Below are 16,674 nucleotides of genomic sequence, written 5' to 3' on the forward strand. Positions count from 1 at the left end.
CAGGAAGGCCCGGAGTGATATTCCCGGGCCTTTTTTAGATTGCATAAGTTAATAAGTTCGTGGTGAAAAAATGATAAGTCTGCACAAGATGAGCTAGAATCAAAAACTTGTGCAGACTTTTTTGTAGACTAGGATTTTAATCAACTTTAAAAAAATCCCATTCTTTTTTTATAAGAATCGTTGCAATAGTTCACTTTTTAGCCAGAAACTGATAAGATTAATAGGTTAAAACAAACGTGAAAGGAGGAGCAGAAATGAATGAAAATCAATTATCCAAACGTTTAGAAACTGCTGCATCCTATGTCGAAAAAGGAGCGCGATTAGCAGATATCGGATCTGATCACGCTTATTTACCTTGTAACCTAGCGCAAAAAGGATTAATCGAATTTGGAATTGCCGGAGAAGTGGTTCTTGGGCCTTTTTCTTCTGCAAAAAAACAAATCGCTGCCTCTCGACTGGAAGGAACAGTAGAAGCAAGATTAGGAAATGGTTTAGAGGTTATAGAGTCAAATGATCGTATCGATACAATCACAATTTGTGGGATGGGGGGCGATTTAATTGCCCGAATCCTGGATGCTGGCTTTGAAGAAGGAAAGCTTGATAATGTGAAGCGCCTGATTCTGCAACCGAATAACGCTGAAATGAAACTGCGCCATTGGTTGACAGATAACAATTTTGAAATTATGACAGAAACAATTCTGGAAGAAAATAGTAAAATTTATGAAATCATTATTGCTGAACCCGCAACAGAGGTTTCAAAATTATCGTCTGAAGATTATCTATTTGGTAAATTCTTACGGTCAGAAAAAAATGCTATCTTTGTCCGTAAATGGGAGTCTGAAATTCAGAAATATGAATATATTCTGCGAAGTTTAGAACAATCACACCGTGACATCGCTGAAAAGAAAGCAGAAGTCTTACGTATGATTGAAATCATAGAGGAGGAAATAAAATGACCCAACTTTCTGGTTATGATTTTGTAGCATACTTTGAAACGAAAGTCCCTTTGTGGTTGGCGGAAAAAGGTGATCCGGTTGGTTTGCACGTTGGTGACCTTAGTCGGCCAGTCAATAAGATAATGGTGACCCTGGATGTTCGTCCGGAAGTTGTTCAAGAAGCGATTGAAAAGGGCGTTGATTTTATTTTGGCGCATCATCCGCCGATTTATAAACCATTAGCGCGGTTTGATTTGTCAAATCCACAGACACGTATGTACGCCGATCTAATTAAGCATGATATTACCGTGTATGCCGCACATACGAACTTGGATAATGCGAACGGCGGTATGAATGATTGGCTTGCGGAAGCCCTGCAATTGAATGATGTTGAAATCATGGCGCCATCCCGTACGAAGCAATTGAAACGGCTGAATGTTTATGTTCCGGAAGAAGATGCTGATGCTGTTCGCAGCGCAATTACCGGCGCAGGAGCGGGCCAAATTTCCGCGGATTACGAAGATTGTTCTTACTCGGTAAAAGGAGTCGGTCGTTTTACACCGGTTGGAAATGCCCAACCTTCTATTGGTGAATTGAACAAGCAAGAAATGGTTCAAGAAGAACGCATCGAAGTCATCCTAGAAGAAGAAAACGTAGAAGCGGTCATGGAGGCTTTATTAGCTTCCCATCCGTACGAAGAACCCGTTTATGAAATGTATTCAATTGACCAACTGCAAAGTGAAAAGTTTGGTTTGGGACGTGTGGGAGAACTAGCGAAAGAAATGACACTCGCTGAGTTTATCCCGCATGTTAAAGAATCCTTTGATGTCAAAGGTGTACGGATCGTTGTTCCACCATCGAAAGAAAACATATTAATTAAACGTGTGGCTCTATGTGGTGGAGATGCCGGTAAATATTATCCGGATGCGATTAAGCAGAAAGCGGATGTTTATATTACGGGAGATGTGTACTATCACACAGCTCATGATATGCAGGCAGACGGTTTGATGGTTGTTGATCCGGGCCATATTATCGAAAAAATCTGTATTCCAAAATTAGCAACGCTGCTAGCAGAGTGGAAACGAGAAGAGTTATGGCAAATAGACATTATCGAATCACAAACAAATACACACCCGTTTATTTTTGACCACGAGATTTAATTTGAGAGGATGTCCAACGAATGACTGAAAAATTATTGTCACGTTTTTTAACCTATGTAAAATATGATACACGCTCAGATGAGCAGAGTGAAACTATCCCATCAACGCCCTCGCAAGTAGCGTTCGCAAAAGAAATTATTATGCCGCATTTAGAAGAAATCGGACTTTCTGATATTACCTATAATCCAAAAAATGGTTTCGTAACTGCAGCACTACCAGCTAACGCAGAAGGGATTCCTACAATTGGCTTCATCGCTCATATGGATACGGCTGATTTTGAATCAGAGAACGTGAACCCACAAATCCATGAAAATTATGATGGGGAAGCAATTGTATTAAATAAAGAGAAAAATATCGTTCTTTCACCAAAAGATTTCCCGAATTTACGTAACTATATCGGTCAGACAGTCATCACAACAGACGGCTTAACGTTATTGGGTGCAGATGATAAAGCCGGTATTGCGGAAATTATGAGTGCCATTGAAATCATTAAAAATGATGACACCATTAAACACGGCACCATTAAAGTAGCGTTTGGACCGGACGAAGAGATTGGAAGAGGTGCTGATTTATTTGACGTAGCATCTTTTGCAGCTGATTTTGCCTATACAATGGACGGCGGACCTGTTGGCGAGTTGCAATTCGAAAGTTTTAATGCGGCGCAAGCAATCGTTACGATTCAAGGGAAGAATGTTCATCCGGGTACCGCTAAAGATACAATGGTAAATGCGATGAAATTAGCCCTTGAATATGACAGCTACTTACCAGCGAATGAAGTTCCGGAACAGACTGAAAATAGAGAAGGCTTCTATCATTTATCCGGCATCGAAGGAACAGTCGAAGAAAGTAAAATGGTTTATATCATTCGTGATCATGACCGCAAACTATTTGAAGATAAAAAAGAAAAAATGCTGGCAATAGCAGCCAAAATGAATGAGAAGTTCGACGAACCGCGTATTTCCGTTGTGTTAAGTGATTCTTACTACAACATGGGTGAGATTCTTAAAGATGATATGCGTTCAGTTAACTTAGCAGAAAAAGCTATGCTTGCTCTTGATATTAAACCTGTTATTGAGCCAATTCGTGGTGGAACAGACGGTTCGAAATTAACTTATATGGGCTTGCCGACACCGAATATTTTTGCTGGTGGCGAAAACTTCCACGGTCGCTACGAATTTGTTTCGATTGAAGCAATGGAGAAAGCAACAGCAGTTATTGTAGAAATTATCCGTCAAAGCGGACTTGAAGCTTAAGGCAATGACGACTAATTATTTATTTGTCTGGTTAGGCATCACAAATATTCTTTTATTCTATTTCATGTATAGCGATAAACAAAAGGCACGCAAACGGAAGTACCGGATACCCGAAAAATACTTACTCATACTAGGTATTTTGGGAGGCAGCTTGGGTGGTATTTTGGGGATGCATCTATTTAGACATAAAACGAAACACACTTATTTTTACCTGGTTTATATTCTGGGAATGAGTCTATGGGTATGGATAATGACGCGTGTAATACGATAAGAGGTGGGCTGCTTTTAGGTATAGAAGCAGCCTTCTTTACGATATATATGCTATAATAAGCGAGTTGAAAAAAGGGGGATAGAGGCGATGAATGGTATCTTGCCACTATGGAAAGAACGCGGCATGACGAGTCATGATTGCATCTTTCATTTAAGAAGAATATTAAAAACAAGAAAAATTGGTCATACAGGAACGTTAGATCCTGAAGTGGATGGCGTTTTACCTATTTGTGTGGGTGCAGCGACTAAAGCAGCTGAATTCATGACCGATATGGGGAAAGCGTATGAAGGTGAAATAACTCTGGGTTATTCAACTGAAACAGAAGATGCACACGGTGAAATCGTAGAGCGTCTGCCAATTACGGAATTACCAGATGCATCTGTTGTTGATGCCATGATGCAGACACTGGAAGGAACGATTATTCAAGTGCCACCTATGTACTCAGCGGTCAAAGTAAATGGCCGCCGATTATATGAATACGCACGTAAAGGTGAAACGGTCGAACGTCCGAAGCGTGAAGCTGTAATCTATTCTTTTACGCGTACAAGTGAACTTCGTTACAATGAAGGAGAACAAACAGTGTCTTGGGATTTTTCCGTAGAGTGTGGAAAAGGCACCTATATTCGTACGTTGGCAGTTGATTTAGGTAAGGCATTAGGGTATCCGGCACATATGTCACGTTTGACGCGGACAGCAAGCGGCCCTTTCAAAAAAGAAAATTGTCTAACGTTAGCAGAAGTACAAGAAAAAATGGATCAAGGCGAAATAGATTCTGTCTTTCTTCCAATCGAGTCGATTTTTTCTGAATTTCCACGCTTTGATGCGGATGCTAACGTTTGGGAGCAAATCAAGAATGGTGCAGTTTTAGAAGCTCAGACTTTTGTAGGACTTGAAGATGCACCTTTAATCGCTGTTTATTATGAAGGTTATTTGGTAGCCTTATATGAGACACATGCGCGTAAAACGGATTTTAAGAAGCCAAGAAAAATGTTTCTTTCAAACATTGGTTAATATGAAAGAGTGTTGATATATAAATGGAAATTATAAATATTCATCATCCGTATAAACAGGAACAAATTCCGAATGAACCGATTGTATTAGCGCTCGGTTTTTTTGACGGTGTTCATAAAGGACATCAACAAGTTATTCTTGAAGCAAAACGCCAAGCAGAAAAGCACAATGCCAAATTGGCAGTTATGTCTTTCAACCATCATCCAAGTATTGTTTTCCAAAAGTTGGATGCAGAAACGATGCGTTACTTATCAATTATGGATCGCAAAATCGAACTTATGGAGAATCTGGGGGTAGACTACTTCTATGTCATCGAATTTACGTATGATTTCGGAACGCTTAAACCGCAAGAATTTGTTGATCAATATATTGTCGGTCTACATGCAAAAGCAGTAGTGGCCGGTTTTGATTATACTTATGGACCGAAAACAATCGCAGACATGGCACATTTGCCGCAATATGCAAAAAATCGTTTTGCTATTGTTGAAGTGTCCCCACAGGTTTCTGAGAACAAAGAAAAAATCAGTTCAACACGTATTCGGGAAGCACTGGCTACGGGTGATCTAGCCAAAGCGAATAGTATGTTAGGCTATACCTATCAATTCGGCGGTCATGTTATGCATGGAGATGCACGTGGACGCGAATTAGGATTTCCTACTGCTAATATAAAAGTGCAAAAAAATGTGCGCCTGCCTAAAACGGGAGTATACGTAGTTAGTATTCGCGTGCAAGGCGAGTGGTATCAAGGGATGGCTTCCATCGGCTACAATATTACCTTTGAAAAAGACCGTGACAAAACAATCGAAGTGAATATATTGAATTTCAACAAGATGATTTACGGTGAGGAAGTTGAAGTACGTTGGCACCATTTCATTCGTGATGAAGTGAAGTTCAACGGTATTGAAGCTTTGATTGAACAATTAAAGCAAGACCAAGTGGATACTGAAACATACTTTAGAGAAAACCCCGCTGCTTTAGAGACAACAGAATTGGAGCGATAATTATGACTGCAGCATATTTGCATATTCCTTTTTGCGATCATATTTGTTTCTATTGTGACTTTAATAAAGTTTTTCTAGAAGGACAACCGGTTGATGAATACGTTGACATGGTTATTCAGGAAATGGCAATCATGAAAGAGCGTCATCCAAATGAAAAAGTTGAAACATTTTATATTGGCGGCGGTACGCCCACCACGCTGACTGCATCACAAATGGAAAAACTCCTCATTGGAATTCAAACGTATTTCCCCATGGAAAAAGGTTCAGAATTTACAGTAGAAGCGAATCCAGAGAGTATCAGTTTCGATAAGTTTAAGGTCTTGAAAGAATACGGTGTTAACCGTATCAGTATGGGAGTCCAATCATTTAATGACGCCATTTTAAAGAAAATTGGGCGCATTCACACTTCTGATCAAGTGTACGAGTGTGTAAAAATGGCTCAAAAAGCTGGTTTTGATAATATGAGCATCGATTTAATTTTTCGTTTGCCAACGCAAACATTGGCTGACTTCTCGGAGACCTTGGATCGTGCGTTGGAATTGGATTTGCCTCATTATTCCGTTTATTCTCTCATCCTGGAGAATAAAACGATTTTCTATAATTTAATGCGACAAGGAAAACTGCCACTTCCGTCAGAAGATGAGGAAGCAGATATGTATGCATTGGTAATGGAGCGGATGGCCAAGGCGGGTAGAGAGCATTACGAGATTTCTAACTACGCTAAACCCGGTTATCAATCACAACATAATCTCGCTTACTGGCGTAATGAAAACTATTTTGGATTTGGTGCAGGCGCACATGGCTACATTGAGGGCAAGCGCTATAGCAACAACGGTCCGATTCAGCATTATCTGGAACCTTTACGAAAGAAAGAATCACCGATTCTCTATCAAAAAGAACTCACACCTCTGAATGTCATCGAAGAAGAGTTGATGCTTGGTTTAAGAACGATGAAAGGTGTGAACCGTTCACATTTTCAACAAAAATTTAACGAACCTGTCGAGAAATATTATGCAGATGAAATTGAAAGTCTAATCAAACGCGAGTTGTTAATGGTGGAAGATGATTTCTTACGGTTAACTCAAAAAGGTAAATATCTGGGCAATGAAGTATTCCAAAAATTCCTATTTAATTAAATTCGAGCAATTACTGTTGACAAAAAATATTCATCGTGATAAGTTATTTCATGGGTTAGCACTCACGAAAGCCAAGTGCTAAAGCGAGGTGAAAAGATGTTAACGGAAAGGCAACTTTTAATCTTAAATTCAATCATTAAGCATTATATTCAATACGGGGAGCCAATGGGTTCAAAGACATTATTGCACGAAACGAATTTATCCGTTTCACCTGCAACAATTCGTAATGAAATGCTGCATATTGAAGAATTAGGATTTTTAGAAAAAATGCATTCATCTTCAGGTAGGATTCCTTCCATTCTCGGTTACCGTCATTATGTTGATCTTCTCTTACAAGATAAGAAGAAGCGTTCACAAGATGGTTTGCGTAGGAAAGTGCAAGAATCTATCCGCGCCCCTTATAAAGAGGCAGAAGAAATATTGGAAACATCGGCTGAAATGTTGTCATACATGACAAATTATACAGCTCTAAGCATTGGACCCGAAAAATTAGATAGCCGTTTATCCAATTTTCAAATTGTTCCTATTACTACGGGGCAATATATGGCAATATTGGTTACGGATAAAGGATTTATCGAGAATAAAATGTTCACAGTTTCCAAAGATGTGGATGTCGCGAAAATTCAAACGATGGTCAATATCTTTAATGAAGAGCTGGTCGGATTGAAGTTAACGGAGGTTCATAAGAAACTCCAAAATGAAATTCCAGATATTATCCGCAGATATATCGGTAAGGAATTGAATTTGCAGGCCATCTTCAATGAAGTGGTACTAAAAATGAATAATGAACGCATCTATGTAGGTGGAGAAATGAACCTGCTCAATCATTTTAATCTCGAACGTGTTCACGAAAGAGAGCAAATGAAAGCTGTTCTTGGTCTAATCCATGAATCAAAAGACCTTCTTGGTTTGCTAAAAACTGGACAGGATGATTTCAGTATTCAAATTGGAACTGAAATGAAAAATGATTTATTGTCCAATTTTAGTCTCATCACGGCGACGTATAATGTCGGACCTGATGCACAAGGTTTAATCGCATTACTCGGTCCTACAAATATGCCCTATGAGCAAATTATTAATATTATGCGTATTACACGAGAAGAGTTATCAGATAGCATGCATGATTTTTATCAAGAAGAGTAAAGGGGAATTGACATGGCTGAAGAAAATAATGCACCAAATGAAAACACAGAAGCAGTTGAGCCTACGGAAGTAGAGCAATTAGAAAAGCAATTAGATGAGTTACAAGATCGGTATTTGCGTGTTCAAGCAGAACTTGCAAATATCCAAAAGCGTAACCTTAAAGAAAGACAGGACGCAGCGAAATATCGTTCGCAAAACTTAGCAACGGAATTATTGCCAGTTATTGACAATATCGAACGTGCTTTGGAAATCGAAGTTGAAGATGAAAAAGCTGTTAACTTTAAAAAAGGAGTCGAAATGGTTTATAATTTGATGATTGAAGCTTTGAAAAATGAAAAAATTGAAGCAATCAATCCTATCAATGAAGTATTCGACCCGAATTTCCATATGTCCATCCAAGTGCAAGATGCTGAAGAAGGACAAGAACCAGATACAGTTATCAATGTCGTGCAAAAAGGTTACAAGTTAGAAGACCGTATTTTGCGCCCAGCAATGGTAATTGTCGCACAATAATAGGTTATCCAGTTAATTGAATGATTCTAAAAAAAGATAGACAGGAAGGGATTTTGATTATGAGTAAAATTATCGGTATTGACTTAGGTACAACAAACTCAGCTGTTGCTGTATTAGAGGGTGGAGAAGCGAAAATTATTCCAAACCCAGAAGGTAACCGTACAACACCTTCAGTTGTTTCCTTTAAAAATGGAGAAATTCAAGTAGGGGAAGTTGCAAAGCGTCAAGCAATCACAAACCCACATACAATTGCATCTATTAAACGTTACATGGGTCAACCAGGTTACACAGTAGAAGCAGAAGGAAAAACATACACGCCACAAGAAATTTCTGCAATGGTTCTACAATACTTGAAGGGCTATGCTGAAGCATATCTTGGAGAAACTGTAGACAAAGCAGTTATTACTGTTCCAGCTTACTTTAATGATGCACAACGTCAAGCAACAAAAGATGCTGGTCGTATCGCTGGACTAGAAGTTGAACGTATTGTTAACGAGCCGACTGCAGCAGCATTGGCATACGGTTTGGACAAGACAGATACAGACGAAAAAGTATTAGTATTTGACCTTGGTGGTGGTACGTTTGACGTATCAATCCTTGAACTAGGTGACGGCGTATTCGACGTTTTGAGTACAGCTGGTGACAACGAACTAGGTGGAGATGACTTCGACGATAAGATCATCGACTACATGGTTTCTGAATTCAAGAAAGAAAACGGAATTGACCTAGCTAACGATAAAATGGCTAAACAACGTTTGAAAGATGCAGCTGAAAAAGCTAAGAAAGATCTTTCTGGTGTTACTTCAACACAAATCAGCTTGCCATTTATCACTGCTGGAGCAGCTGGTCCGTTGCACTTGGAAATGACTTTAACACGTGCTAAATTCGATGAATTAACACATGATTTAGTTGAACGTACGAAAATTCCTGTACGTCGCGCAATCGCTGACGCTGGAATCAAACAATCTGAAATTGACCAAGTAATCTTGGTTGGTGGATCAACACGTATCCCTGCAGTTATCGAAGCAGTACGTCGTGAATCAGGTAAAGAACCTAACAAATCTGTTAACCCGGACGAAGTAGTAGCAATGGGTGCAGCAATTCAAGGTGGCGTTATCTCTGGAGACGTTAAAGATATCGTTCTTCTAGACGTTACACCACTTTCACTAGGTATCGAAACAATGGGTGGCGTGTTCACGAAATTGATCGATCGTAACACAACAATTCCAACAAGCAAATCACAAGTATTCTCTACAGCAGCTGATAACCAACCAGCAGTAGATGTACACGTATTGCAAGGTGAGCGTCCAATGGCAGCTGACAACAAAACACTTGGTCGCTTCCAATTGACTGATATTCCTGCAGCACCACGTGGTGTTCCACAAATTGAAGTTACATTTGACATTGATAAAAACGGTATTGTTAACGTAAGTGCAAAAGACTTAGGAACGCAAAAAGAACAACAAATTACGATTAAATCTTCATCTGGTCTAACTGATGAAGAAATCGAGAAAATGGTTAAAGATGCTGAAGCAAACGCAGAAGCAGATAAAGCACGTAAAGAAGAAGTAGAATTACGCAACGAAGTTGACCAACTAATCTTCCAAACTGACAAAACATTGAAAGATTTAGAAGGAAAAGTAGATGCAGATGAAGTTAAGAAAGCTGAAGAAGCACGTGACGAGCTGAAAGCTGCTATTGAAGCAGACGATTTAGAAGCAATGAAGACTAAACGTGACGCACTTAACGAAATCGTTCAAAACTTAACTGTTAAACTTTACGAACAAGCAGCTGCACAACAACAAGGACAAGATGCTGAGGCAGGTTCTGATGACGGCGTTGTTGACGCAGATTTCGAAGAAGTAGACTAAGCAAATCAACTGTGAATAATGGAAAACACGTACAGGGCGCTAGATGAACTGTACGTGTTTTCCTGAACGGTTGCCAAACTCTTGAGCAACTATTGCATGCGGATGGATAAAAACAATCCTTTTCAGCATCATGAGCGGAAAAGATCCGTGTCATAGTGATCAAATGGAGGAAATCAAATGGCGAAAAGAGATTATTATGAAGTACTGGGTGTTTCTAAAAGTGCTTCGGAGGACGAAATAAAAAAAGCTTATCGTAAGCTTTCTAAAAAGTTTCATCCGGATATTAATAAAGCGGATGATGCAGATCAAAAGTTCAAGGAAGTAACTGAAGCTTACGAAGTATTAAGCGATTCCCAAAAACGAGCAGCATATGATCAATATGGTCATGCAAGCACGGATCCAAACTTTGGAGCCGGTGGTGGCTTCGGTGGCGGTGGTTTTGGTGGATTTACCGGCGGATTCGATGACATCTTTGATACTTTCTTTGGTGGAGGCGGAAGATCGCGTAATGCAAATGCGCCGCGTCAAGGTGCCGATTTACAATACCGTGTTCATTTAAAGTTTGAGGAAGCTATTTTTGGTAAGAAAGAAACGATTCGTTATTCACGTGAAGAAGAATGTGTGACGTGTCATGGTTCAGGAGCCAAACCGGGGACAGAACCGAGAACGTGTTCAAAATGTCACGGTGCGGGTGCGGTTCAAGTTGAACGTAACACACCATTCGGTCGCGTTATGACACAAGCAGCCTGTGATGTGTGTAATGGAACGGGTAAAGAAATTATTAGCAAATGTAATGACTGTCATGGTTCTGGCCATGTTGAAAGTACACATTCTGTTAATGTTACCATTCCAGCTGGAGTAGAAGACGGCCAACAACTTCGTTTGGCAGGTCAAGGTGAAGTAGGTAGAAATGGTGGTCCTTATGGTGACTTATATGTCGTCTTCGCAGTTGAAGAAAGTGATATATTTGACCGAGATGGCGCTGAAATTTTCTATGTTCTACCTATTCCTTTCGTCCATGCAGCGTTGGGTACAGAGGTAGAAGTGCCTACTGTACACGGCAATGTTAAACTGAAAATTCCTGCAGGAACACAAACAGGTACAACTTTCCGTCTAAAAGGAAAAGGTGCACCGCGTCTAAGAGGAACAACAAACGGTGATCAACACGTCAAAGTGACGATTGTGACACCTAAGAACCTGACAGACGAGCAAAAAGATGCTTTACGTACATTTGCAGAAGTTTCCGGAGATCATCTATCAGAAGATTCAAGTGGATTCTTTGATAAAATGCGTGATGCATTCAAAAAAGGTTAATAATTACCGACAAAAAAACGAGGGTGAGAGTGTATCTCCTCCTCGTTTTTTATACAATCATTCAATTTGAAAGGGGTTACATTTAAGTGGAATAAGTCTATAATAGAATTAACAACACAAAAGGAGTGGTAGTACATGGCAACTGTAGGAAGATACGAAAGGTCAGATTTAAAGAAACACAACAACTTATTGTCCCGTTTTCGTACAACTGTGGAAACAGCGTTTTATGGTAATAATATGGTTGAAGTTACCAATCTCGCAGAAGCTTACCTACTCGCAAAAGATTCCGCCAGCACCATTGTCACTGATCTTCCGGTTAAACACACGAAAGAGTTGGGATTACCGGATGATGCCAAGATTTTGATTGAAAATGGAGGTAAAGTTGTCGGTCGTACTGCCCGTGCCAGAGTCATTCGTGGTGATGATAAAGAAGTTGATGAAAAAGTTGAAGGTATCGTTCGTGACGCGATTTACAACAACCGAGATAGTCTTTATTACAAGACAAGCGGTTATGTCGGTTTGGATGAAGATTTTATGATTAAAGCGCATATTGCGTTCCCGGAAGGCCAGGAAAACAATCTTTATTCATGGTTATTAAATTTTCAACCGGCTACAGATACTTATAATGATATGTACAAAAAATCTCAAAAGTACAACGAAGGAGATATTTTTATCTATACAGATCCAGATTGGCGTCATCCGGACTATCCACTTGGATTAGCCTATTTTGAACCTGAAAAAAATGTTGCCTGTATTCTTGGAATGCAGTATTTTGGCGAGTTCAAAAAAGGTACCTTGACGCTTGCGTGGGGGACAGCGCATCGTAATAAATATGTTGCTTGCCATGGTGGCCAAAAAGCGTTCTATTTAGAGGGTGGCAATTCATACGTAGCTTCTTTCTTTGGATTATCGGGATCAGGAAAATCGACACTGACACACGACAAACATGGCAATAAATACAACGTAAAAGTTCTGCATGATGATGCTTTTATTATTAATCTGGCAGATGGCTCATCCATTGCTTTGGAGCCTTCTTATTTTGATAAAACGCAGGATTATCCGGCCGATCACCCCGAGCAAGATTACTTTGTGACAGTTCAAAACGTTGGTGTCACTTTAGACACTGAAGGCAAGAAAGTACTTGTCACAGAAGATATTCGAAATGGGAACGGAAGAACGGTTAAATCGCGTTATTCAACTCCTAACCGCGTTGATAAATTCTCTGAACCAATTAATGCCGTTTACTGGATTATGAAAGACGATGCTTTACCGCCGCTCGTTAAAATCGATGATCCGGTGCTCGGTTCCGCCTTTGGTGCTACTCTGGCAACGAAGCGTTCAACAGCTGAGAACATAAAAAAAGGGGAATCAACGGACAAGCTTGTTATTGAACCTTATGCGAATCCATTCCGTGTCTATCCTTTAAGTGAAGACTTCAAGGATTTCAAAGAATTATTGGAACGGGAAGATATGAATTGCTATATCATTAATACCGGCTCCTTTATGGGTAAAAAGATACCGAAAGAAATATCGATTTCAGTCATTGAAAGTATGGTCGAGAAGGCTGATACCTTTAAGCCATTGGGAGATGCACCGGGAATGAGCTATTTAGATGTGCCAGGGTTCAATCCAGAAATTACAGAATCCTATTTACAGTTGGTGAAAGAAAGAATGCAAATGCGTCTTGATTTTATGGAAAAATATAACCAAGAAAACCCAGACCAACTTCCGGAAGAAGCACTGGGAGCAATTAAAAACGTTATTGCATCTTTATAAAAAGAAGAATGCAAAAAGGCTGTGATATGCTCCCTCTAAAGTAGACGCTTGAAAAAGTAAAACTACTTTAGGGGGGAGTTTCCCAGCCTTTTTTTAGTATAGAAGTTTGTGAACATTTGCCAAGAATCACTTAATAATTAACACGGCTCCTACCCTAATTAAGTTAGGGTTCGATATATTATTGGCGACGACTAAGTTATGGACAGTGGTGTTAAAACGATTGGCTATCGCGTACAAGCTATCTCCCGGTTTAACTGTGTATTGAGTCACCGGCTTCACAGTTACTCCAGGAATCGTTAGGATTTGTCCAACTCGAATCAGGTTAATGTTCGAAATTTTGTTTGCAGTTGCTAAACTGGAAACAGAAACATTATATGCTTTGGCGATTTTGTAAAGCGTATCGCCAGCCTTGACGGTGTAGGAGCTGTTTGAAGGAATCGGTTTTGCTCCCGGGATTTGTAGAATTTGACCAATGCTTATCAGATTTGGATTTTTAATATTATTGAGTGCAATGAGTTGTGCGAGATTCACATTGTGACGCAGCGCAATTTGGGAGAGAGTATCTCCTGCTTTAACGGTATAAGTTGCTCCTCCTGTAGAAGGGAGGGGTGTTAGGTTAAGTAATTGAGAAAGAGTCACAAAACGATAACCCATATTTTTCAAACGCGGAATGAGCGTGTTGAGAGCGGTTGGTGTTCCGGAAGCACCGTCACCAGTATGCATCAAAACAATCGCTCCCGGTTTGAGTGCGTTCAAAACACGATTGCTGATAGTAGTAGCGGAATTTCCGGTCCAGTCTAACGTGTCGACAGTCCAATGCACCGTATATGTGTAGCCGGCATTTCCTACTGTCGAAAGAACAGACAGATTCGTTGCACCATAAGGAGCTCGAAAGAGAGGTTTCGTTGTTTTTCCGGTTGTATTTTTAACAATTGTTTCCGTTTGAGCTAGCTGATTCGCCATTTGCGAAGGAGTTAATGTCGTGAAGTCAGCGTGATTAAAGGAATGATTACCAATGTCATGACCATTTTGGACGGCAGTCTTGACAATTGCGGGATGTGAACGTGTTCCGCTTCCGGTCAGAAAGAACGTTGCTTTTACTTGGTGATTTGAGAGTATCGTTAGAATTTTTGAAAAGTTAGTACCATCGGAACCGTCATCAAAGGTCAAAGCGATGACTTTCTCTGAGGTGTTCCCCTGCATGATAAACTGCGAAGTGGCTGCCTGAGCAGGCATAGTGAAAAAAAGAAGGAGAGTAGAGATAGTAAAAAGAATAGGGAAGAGTCGATGCAATAGAAAGTGTTTTGAGCCGTACATCTTAATCCCTCTTTTCTTGTTTGTGTTCCAAATGGGATTGTTTACTTCTACCCTTATTATAGCAGTAAAAAGATAAATAATAAACACAATCGAGTTATGTGACTATAAAAAGATTGATGAATTTTAAATAACTCTTTAACTTATAAAATGTAATTTGAAAACACCGTACAGTTTGGTAAAATGGTTATTATGTAAAAAAGTAACTAAATTGAGGGTTGAATAATGCCAAATTATAATAGTAGAAAAGAAAGAAAAAGAGCAGAAGAAGAAATTCTCAATAAAATTCAAACGCTCGAAACAGATAATCAACAGGAGATAAGTAAAAGTGTTCCTGTCGAAAAAGAAGATAAAATGATCCAAGGAACGTTTTGGATGACATTTGGAAGTATCTTTTCCAGGTTACTAGGTGCGTTATATATTATCCCTTGGAATGCTATGATGGGTGCAAGCGCTGAAATGGGGAATGCACTTTTTGCGGTGGGATATACCCCATATCAATTATTCCTATCAATCGGAATAGCCGGGTTTCCGTCCGCTATGTCCAAACAAATTGCGCAATACAACGCTAAAGGTGAATATTATCAAGGACAAGAGCTATTTAAGAAAAGTTCTTTATTCATGGTTGCTACAGGTATATTAAGTGCTGGTTTGATGTATGTGCTTGCTCCGGCAATCGGAGCCAATAGCCCGGGTATTTCTGTAGAAGCCAATACCCTGGTCATCCGATCATTGGCACCAGCTTTGTTGATTGTACCGATCATGAGTCTTATTCGTGGTTACTTCCAAGGTTACCAAAATATGGTGCCGTCAGCGATTACACAGGTAGTTGAGCAAGTTATCCGTGTTGTTTATATTCTTTTAGCAACCTTTGTAGTCATGAATATTTTCCAGGGACAATTTCCGACCGCAGTTGCACATTCGACTTTCGCAGCTTTTGTTGGTGCTGTGGCATCCTTAATCATGTTGATGTGGTATTACCAAAAGCATATGCGTAAGTATGGCGCGGTTATTGAAAGAAGTTCTACTGGACAAAAGCTTAATACAACGCAAGCGATTAAAGAAATGATTAAAGAATCCATTCCGTTTATTATTATTGGTTCTGGTATCACTTTTTCTAAATTGATTGATCAGTTCACCTTTAAACCGATTATGCAAAGAACAACAGAATTCGATGCCAAAACAATCAGTACTTTGTACGGTTTGTTCAGCTTTAACGCTGATAAGTTGATAATGATTATTATCTCATTAGCTGTGGGAATGGCAGCAACGTCTATCCCGCTATTAGTAGAAAACTATATCAAAGGCAATGTAAAACAACTTGGAAATCAAATTAGACAAATATTTGAACTCTTTGCCTTTGCAATGTTCCCGGCAGCTTTTGGGATGATGATTGTTGCAGCACCCATTTATAATGTATTTTATCCGATAACGGAGTTGAGTCCTGTTGGTGTCCGTCTGTTGGCAATTTCTTCAGTGATGAGTGTCATCCTTGGTGCCTTCACGATTGTTTCTTCTATCTTACAATCATTCGGAAAACACCTTGAAGCAATTCTTTACTTAATTATTGGACTCGTTGCAAAGCTTGTTCTGCAATATCCGTTTATCATGTTATTCGGAACAGCGGGTGCTTTATATGCGACTGGCCTGGGCTTCACGATTACAATGATTCTGTCACTTATAAAAATTTACCGATTGGTGCCGTTTAATGTTAAAGAAACAGGTAGAATGACGGGGCTAATTGCTTTGTCAACAGGGTACATGGTGGCGGCGGCTTATTTTGTCAGTCGCTTGCTCGGTCTTTTCATGGCACCTGACCGCAAAATTACTGCGCTCCTATTTGTTTTGATTATTGCTGGAGTTGGCGCTGGTGTGTATGTCTACTTACTATTAAAGCTTAGAGTGGCTGATAAGATTTTAGGTTCACGTGTTGAATCCTTAAGAGAAAAATTAAGAATCAGCTAGCGAGGTGAATG

Annotated in this window: 14 protein-coding genes; 13 read left to right on the forward strand and 1 reads right to left on the reverse strand. The window is 39.7% G+C overall.

Annotated elements, in window-relative coordinates; translation table 11 throughout:
- Positions 1 to 254 precede the first annotated feature (254 nt).
- The 12 genes from G7058_RS11205 (at position 255) to G7058_RS11260 (ending at position 13,384) form a co-directional block, all read left to right on the forward strand.
- The gene (locus G7058_RS11205; protein ID WP_166063600.1) at positions 255 to 956 is read left to right on the forward strand and encodes a tRNA (adenine(22)-N(1))-methyltransferase; all 702 of its coding nucleotides are present in this window, start codon (positions 255 to 257) and stop codon (positions 954 to 956) included.
- Complete coding sequence (locus tag G7058_RS11210) at positions 953 to 2,095, forward strand: Nif3-like dinuclear metal center hexameric protein (RefSeq protein ID WP_166063601.1); 1,143 nt, start codon at positions 953 to 955, stop codon at positions 2,093 to 2,095. Before G7058_RS11205 ends, G7058_RS11210 begins: the two co-directional genes overlap by 4 nt.
- A 20-nt stretch (positions 2,096 to 2,115) precedes the next feature.
- A complete protein-coding gene (gene pepT / locus G7058_RS11215) occupies positions 2,116 to 3,348 on the forward strand; it encodes a peptidase T (RefSeq protein WP_166063602.1) in 1,233 nt (410 codons plus the stop codon).
- A 64-nt stretch (positions 3,349 to 3,412) separates the two neighbouring features.
- Positions 3,413 to 3,619, forward strand: coding sequence for a DUF1294 domain-containing protein (locus G7058_RS11220; protein ID WP_264372336.1), 207 nt, complete (start codon positions 3,413 to 3,415; stop codon positions 3,617 to 3,619).
- An 87-nt stretch (positions 3,620 to 3,706) separates the two neighbouring features.
- A complete protein-coding gene (gene truB, locus G7058_RS11225; RefSeq protein WP_166063605.1) occupies positions 3,707 to 4,630 on the forward strand; it encodes a tRNA pseudouridine(55) synthase TruB in 924 nt (307 codons plus the stop codon).
- 23 nt (positions 4,631 to 4,653) lie between these two features.
- Positions 4,654 to 5,631 carry a riboflavin biosynthesis protein RibF gene (ribF, locus tag G7058_RS11230; protein WP_166063606.1) on the forward strand — a complete coding sequence of 326 codons (978 nt, stop codon included), beginning with the start codon at positions 4,654 to 4,656 and terminating at the stop codon, positions 5,629 to 5,631.
- A gap of 2 nt (positions 5,632 to 5,633) precedes the next feature.
- Positions 5,634 to 6,767 (forward strand): radical SAM family heme chaperone HemW, encoded by a 1,134-nt coding sequence (gene hemW / locus G7058_RS11235; RefSeq protein WP_166063607.1) that lies wholly within the window; start codon positions 5,634 to 5,636, stop codon positions 6,765 to 6,767.
- Between the two features lie 96 nt (positions 6,768 to 6,863).
- On the forward strand, positions 6,864 to 7,910 hold the full coding sequence (hrcA, locus tag G7058_RS11240; RefSeq protein WP_166063608.1) for a heat-inducible transcriptional repressor HrcA: 1,047 nt from the start codon (positions 6,864 to 6,866) through the stop codon (positions 7,908 to 7,910).
- Positions 7,911 to 7,922: 12 nt separating this feature from the next.
- Positions 7,923 to 8,423 carry a nucleotide exchange factor GrpE gene (gene grpE, locus G7058_RS11245; RefSeq protein WP_166063609.1) on the forward strand — a complete coding sequence of 167 codons (501 nt, stop codon included), beginning with the start codon at positions 7,923 to 7,925 and terminating at the stop codon, positions 8,421 to 8,423.
- Between the two features lie 59 nt (positions 8,424 to 8,482).
- Positions 8,483 to 10,294, forward strand: a complete 1,812-nt coding sequence (gene dnaK, locus G7058_RS11250; RefSeq protein WP_166063610.1) for a molecular chaperone DnaK — start codon at positions 8,483 to 8,485, stop codon at positions 10,292 to 10,294.
- A 177-nt stretch (positions 10,295 to 10,471) separates the two neighbouring features.
- Positions 10,472 to 11,608 carry a molecular chaperone DnaJ gene (gene dnaJ, locus G7058_RS11255; protein ID WP_166063611.1) on the forward strand — a complete coding sequence of 379 codons (1,137 nt, stop codon included), beginning with the start codon at positions 10,472 to 10,474 and terminating at the stop codon, positions 11,606 to 11,608.
- A 135-nt stretch (positions 11,609 to 11,743) separates the two neighbouring features.
- Positions 11,744 to 13,384: a phosphoenolpyruvate carboxykinase (ATP) gene (locus G7058_RS11260; RefSeq protein WP_166063612.1), complete on the forward strand. Its 1,641-nt coding sequence runs from the start codon at positions 11,744 to 11,746 to the stop codon at positions 13,382 to 13,384.
- A gap of 126 nt (positions 13,385 to 13,510) precedes the next feature.
- Here G7058_RS11260 and G7058_RS11265 read toward each other — a convergent pair whose 3' ends face one another.
- Complete coding sequence (locus G7058_RS11265; RefSeq protein ID WP_264372314.1) at positions 13,511 to 14,554, reverse strand: LysM peptidoglycan-binding domain-containing protein; 1,044 nt, start codon at positions 14,552 to 14,554, stop codon at positions 13,511 to 13,513.
- Positions 14,555 to 14,923: 369 nt separating this feature from the next.
- On the opposite strand from G7058_RS11265, the gene G7058_RS11270 reads away from it, so the two are divergent.
- Complete coding sequence (locus G7058_RS11270) at positions 14,924 to 16,663, forward strand: putative polysaccharide biosynthesis protein (RefSeq protein WP_166063614.1); 1,740 nt, start codon at positions 14,924 to 14,926, stop codon at positions 16,661 to 16,663.
- The last annotated feature ends 11 nt before the right edge of the window (positions 16,664 to 16,674 follow it).

Source organism: Jeotgalibaca porci (genome assembly GCF_011299095.1).
Classification (GTDB): domain Bacteria; phylum Bacillota; class Bacilli; order Lactobacillales; family Aerococcaceae; genus Jeotgalibaca; species Jeotgalibaca porci.

Bases quoted from the DNA above. Each gene is read 5' to 3' on its own strand.
- grpE (WP_166063609.1), top strand. From the start codon at position 7,923: ATGGCTGAAGAAAATAATGCACCAAATGAAAACACAGAAGCAGTTGAG.
- G7058_RS11260 (WP_166063612.1), top strand. From the start codon at position 11,744: ATGGCAACTGTAGGAAGATACGAAAGGTCAGATTTAAAGAAACACAAC.
- G7058_RS11210 (WP_166063601.1), top strand. From the start codon at position 953: ATGACCCAACTTTCTGGTTATGATTTTGTAGCATACTTTGAAACGAAA.
- dnaK (WP_166063610.1), top strand. From the start codon at position 8,483: ATGAGTAAAATTATCGGTATTGACTTAGGTACAACAAACTCAGCTGTT.
- G7058_RS11205 (WP_166063600.1), top strand. From the start codon at position 255: ATGAATGAAAATCAATTATCCAAACGTTTAGAAACTGCTGCATCCTAT.
- ribF (WP_166063606.1), top strand. From the start codon at position 4,654: ATGGAAATTATAAATATTCATCATCCGTATAAACAGGAACAAATTCCG.
- dnaJ (WP_166063611.1), top strand. From the start codon at position 10,472: ATGGCGAAAAGAGATTATTATGAAGTACTGGGTGTTTCTAAAAGTGCT.
- G7058_RS11220 (WP_264372336.1), top strand. From the start codon at position 3,413: ATGTATAGCGATAAACAAAAGGCACGCAAACGGAAGTACCGGATACCC.
- truB (WP_166063605.1), top strand. From the start codon at position 3,707: ATGAATGGTATCTTGCCACTATGGAAAGAACGCGGCATGACGAGTCAT.
- pepT (WP_166063602.1), top strand. From the start codon at position 2,116: ATGACTGAAAAATTATTGTCACGTTTTTTAACCTATGTAAAATATGAT.
- G7058_RS11270 (WP_166063614.1), top strand. From the start codon at position 14,924: ATGCCAAATTATAATAGTAGAAAAGAAAGAAAAAGAGCAGAAGAAGAA.
- hemW (WP_166063607.1), top strand. From the start codon at position 5,634: ATGACTGCAGCATATTTGCATATTCCTTTTTGCGATCATATTTGTTTC.
- hrcA (WP_166063608.1), top strand. From the start codon at position 6,864: ATGTTAACGGAAAGGCAACTTTTAATCTTAAATTCAATCATTAAGCAT.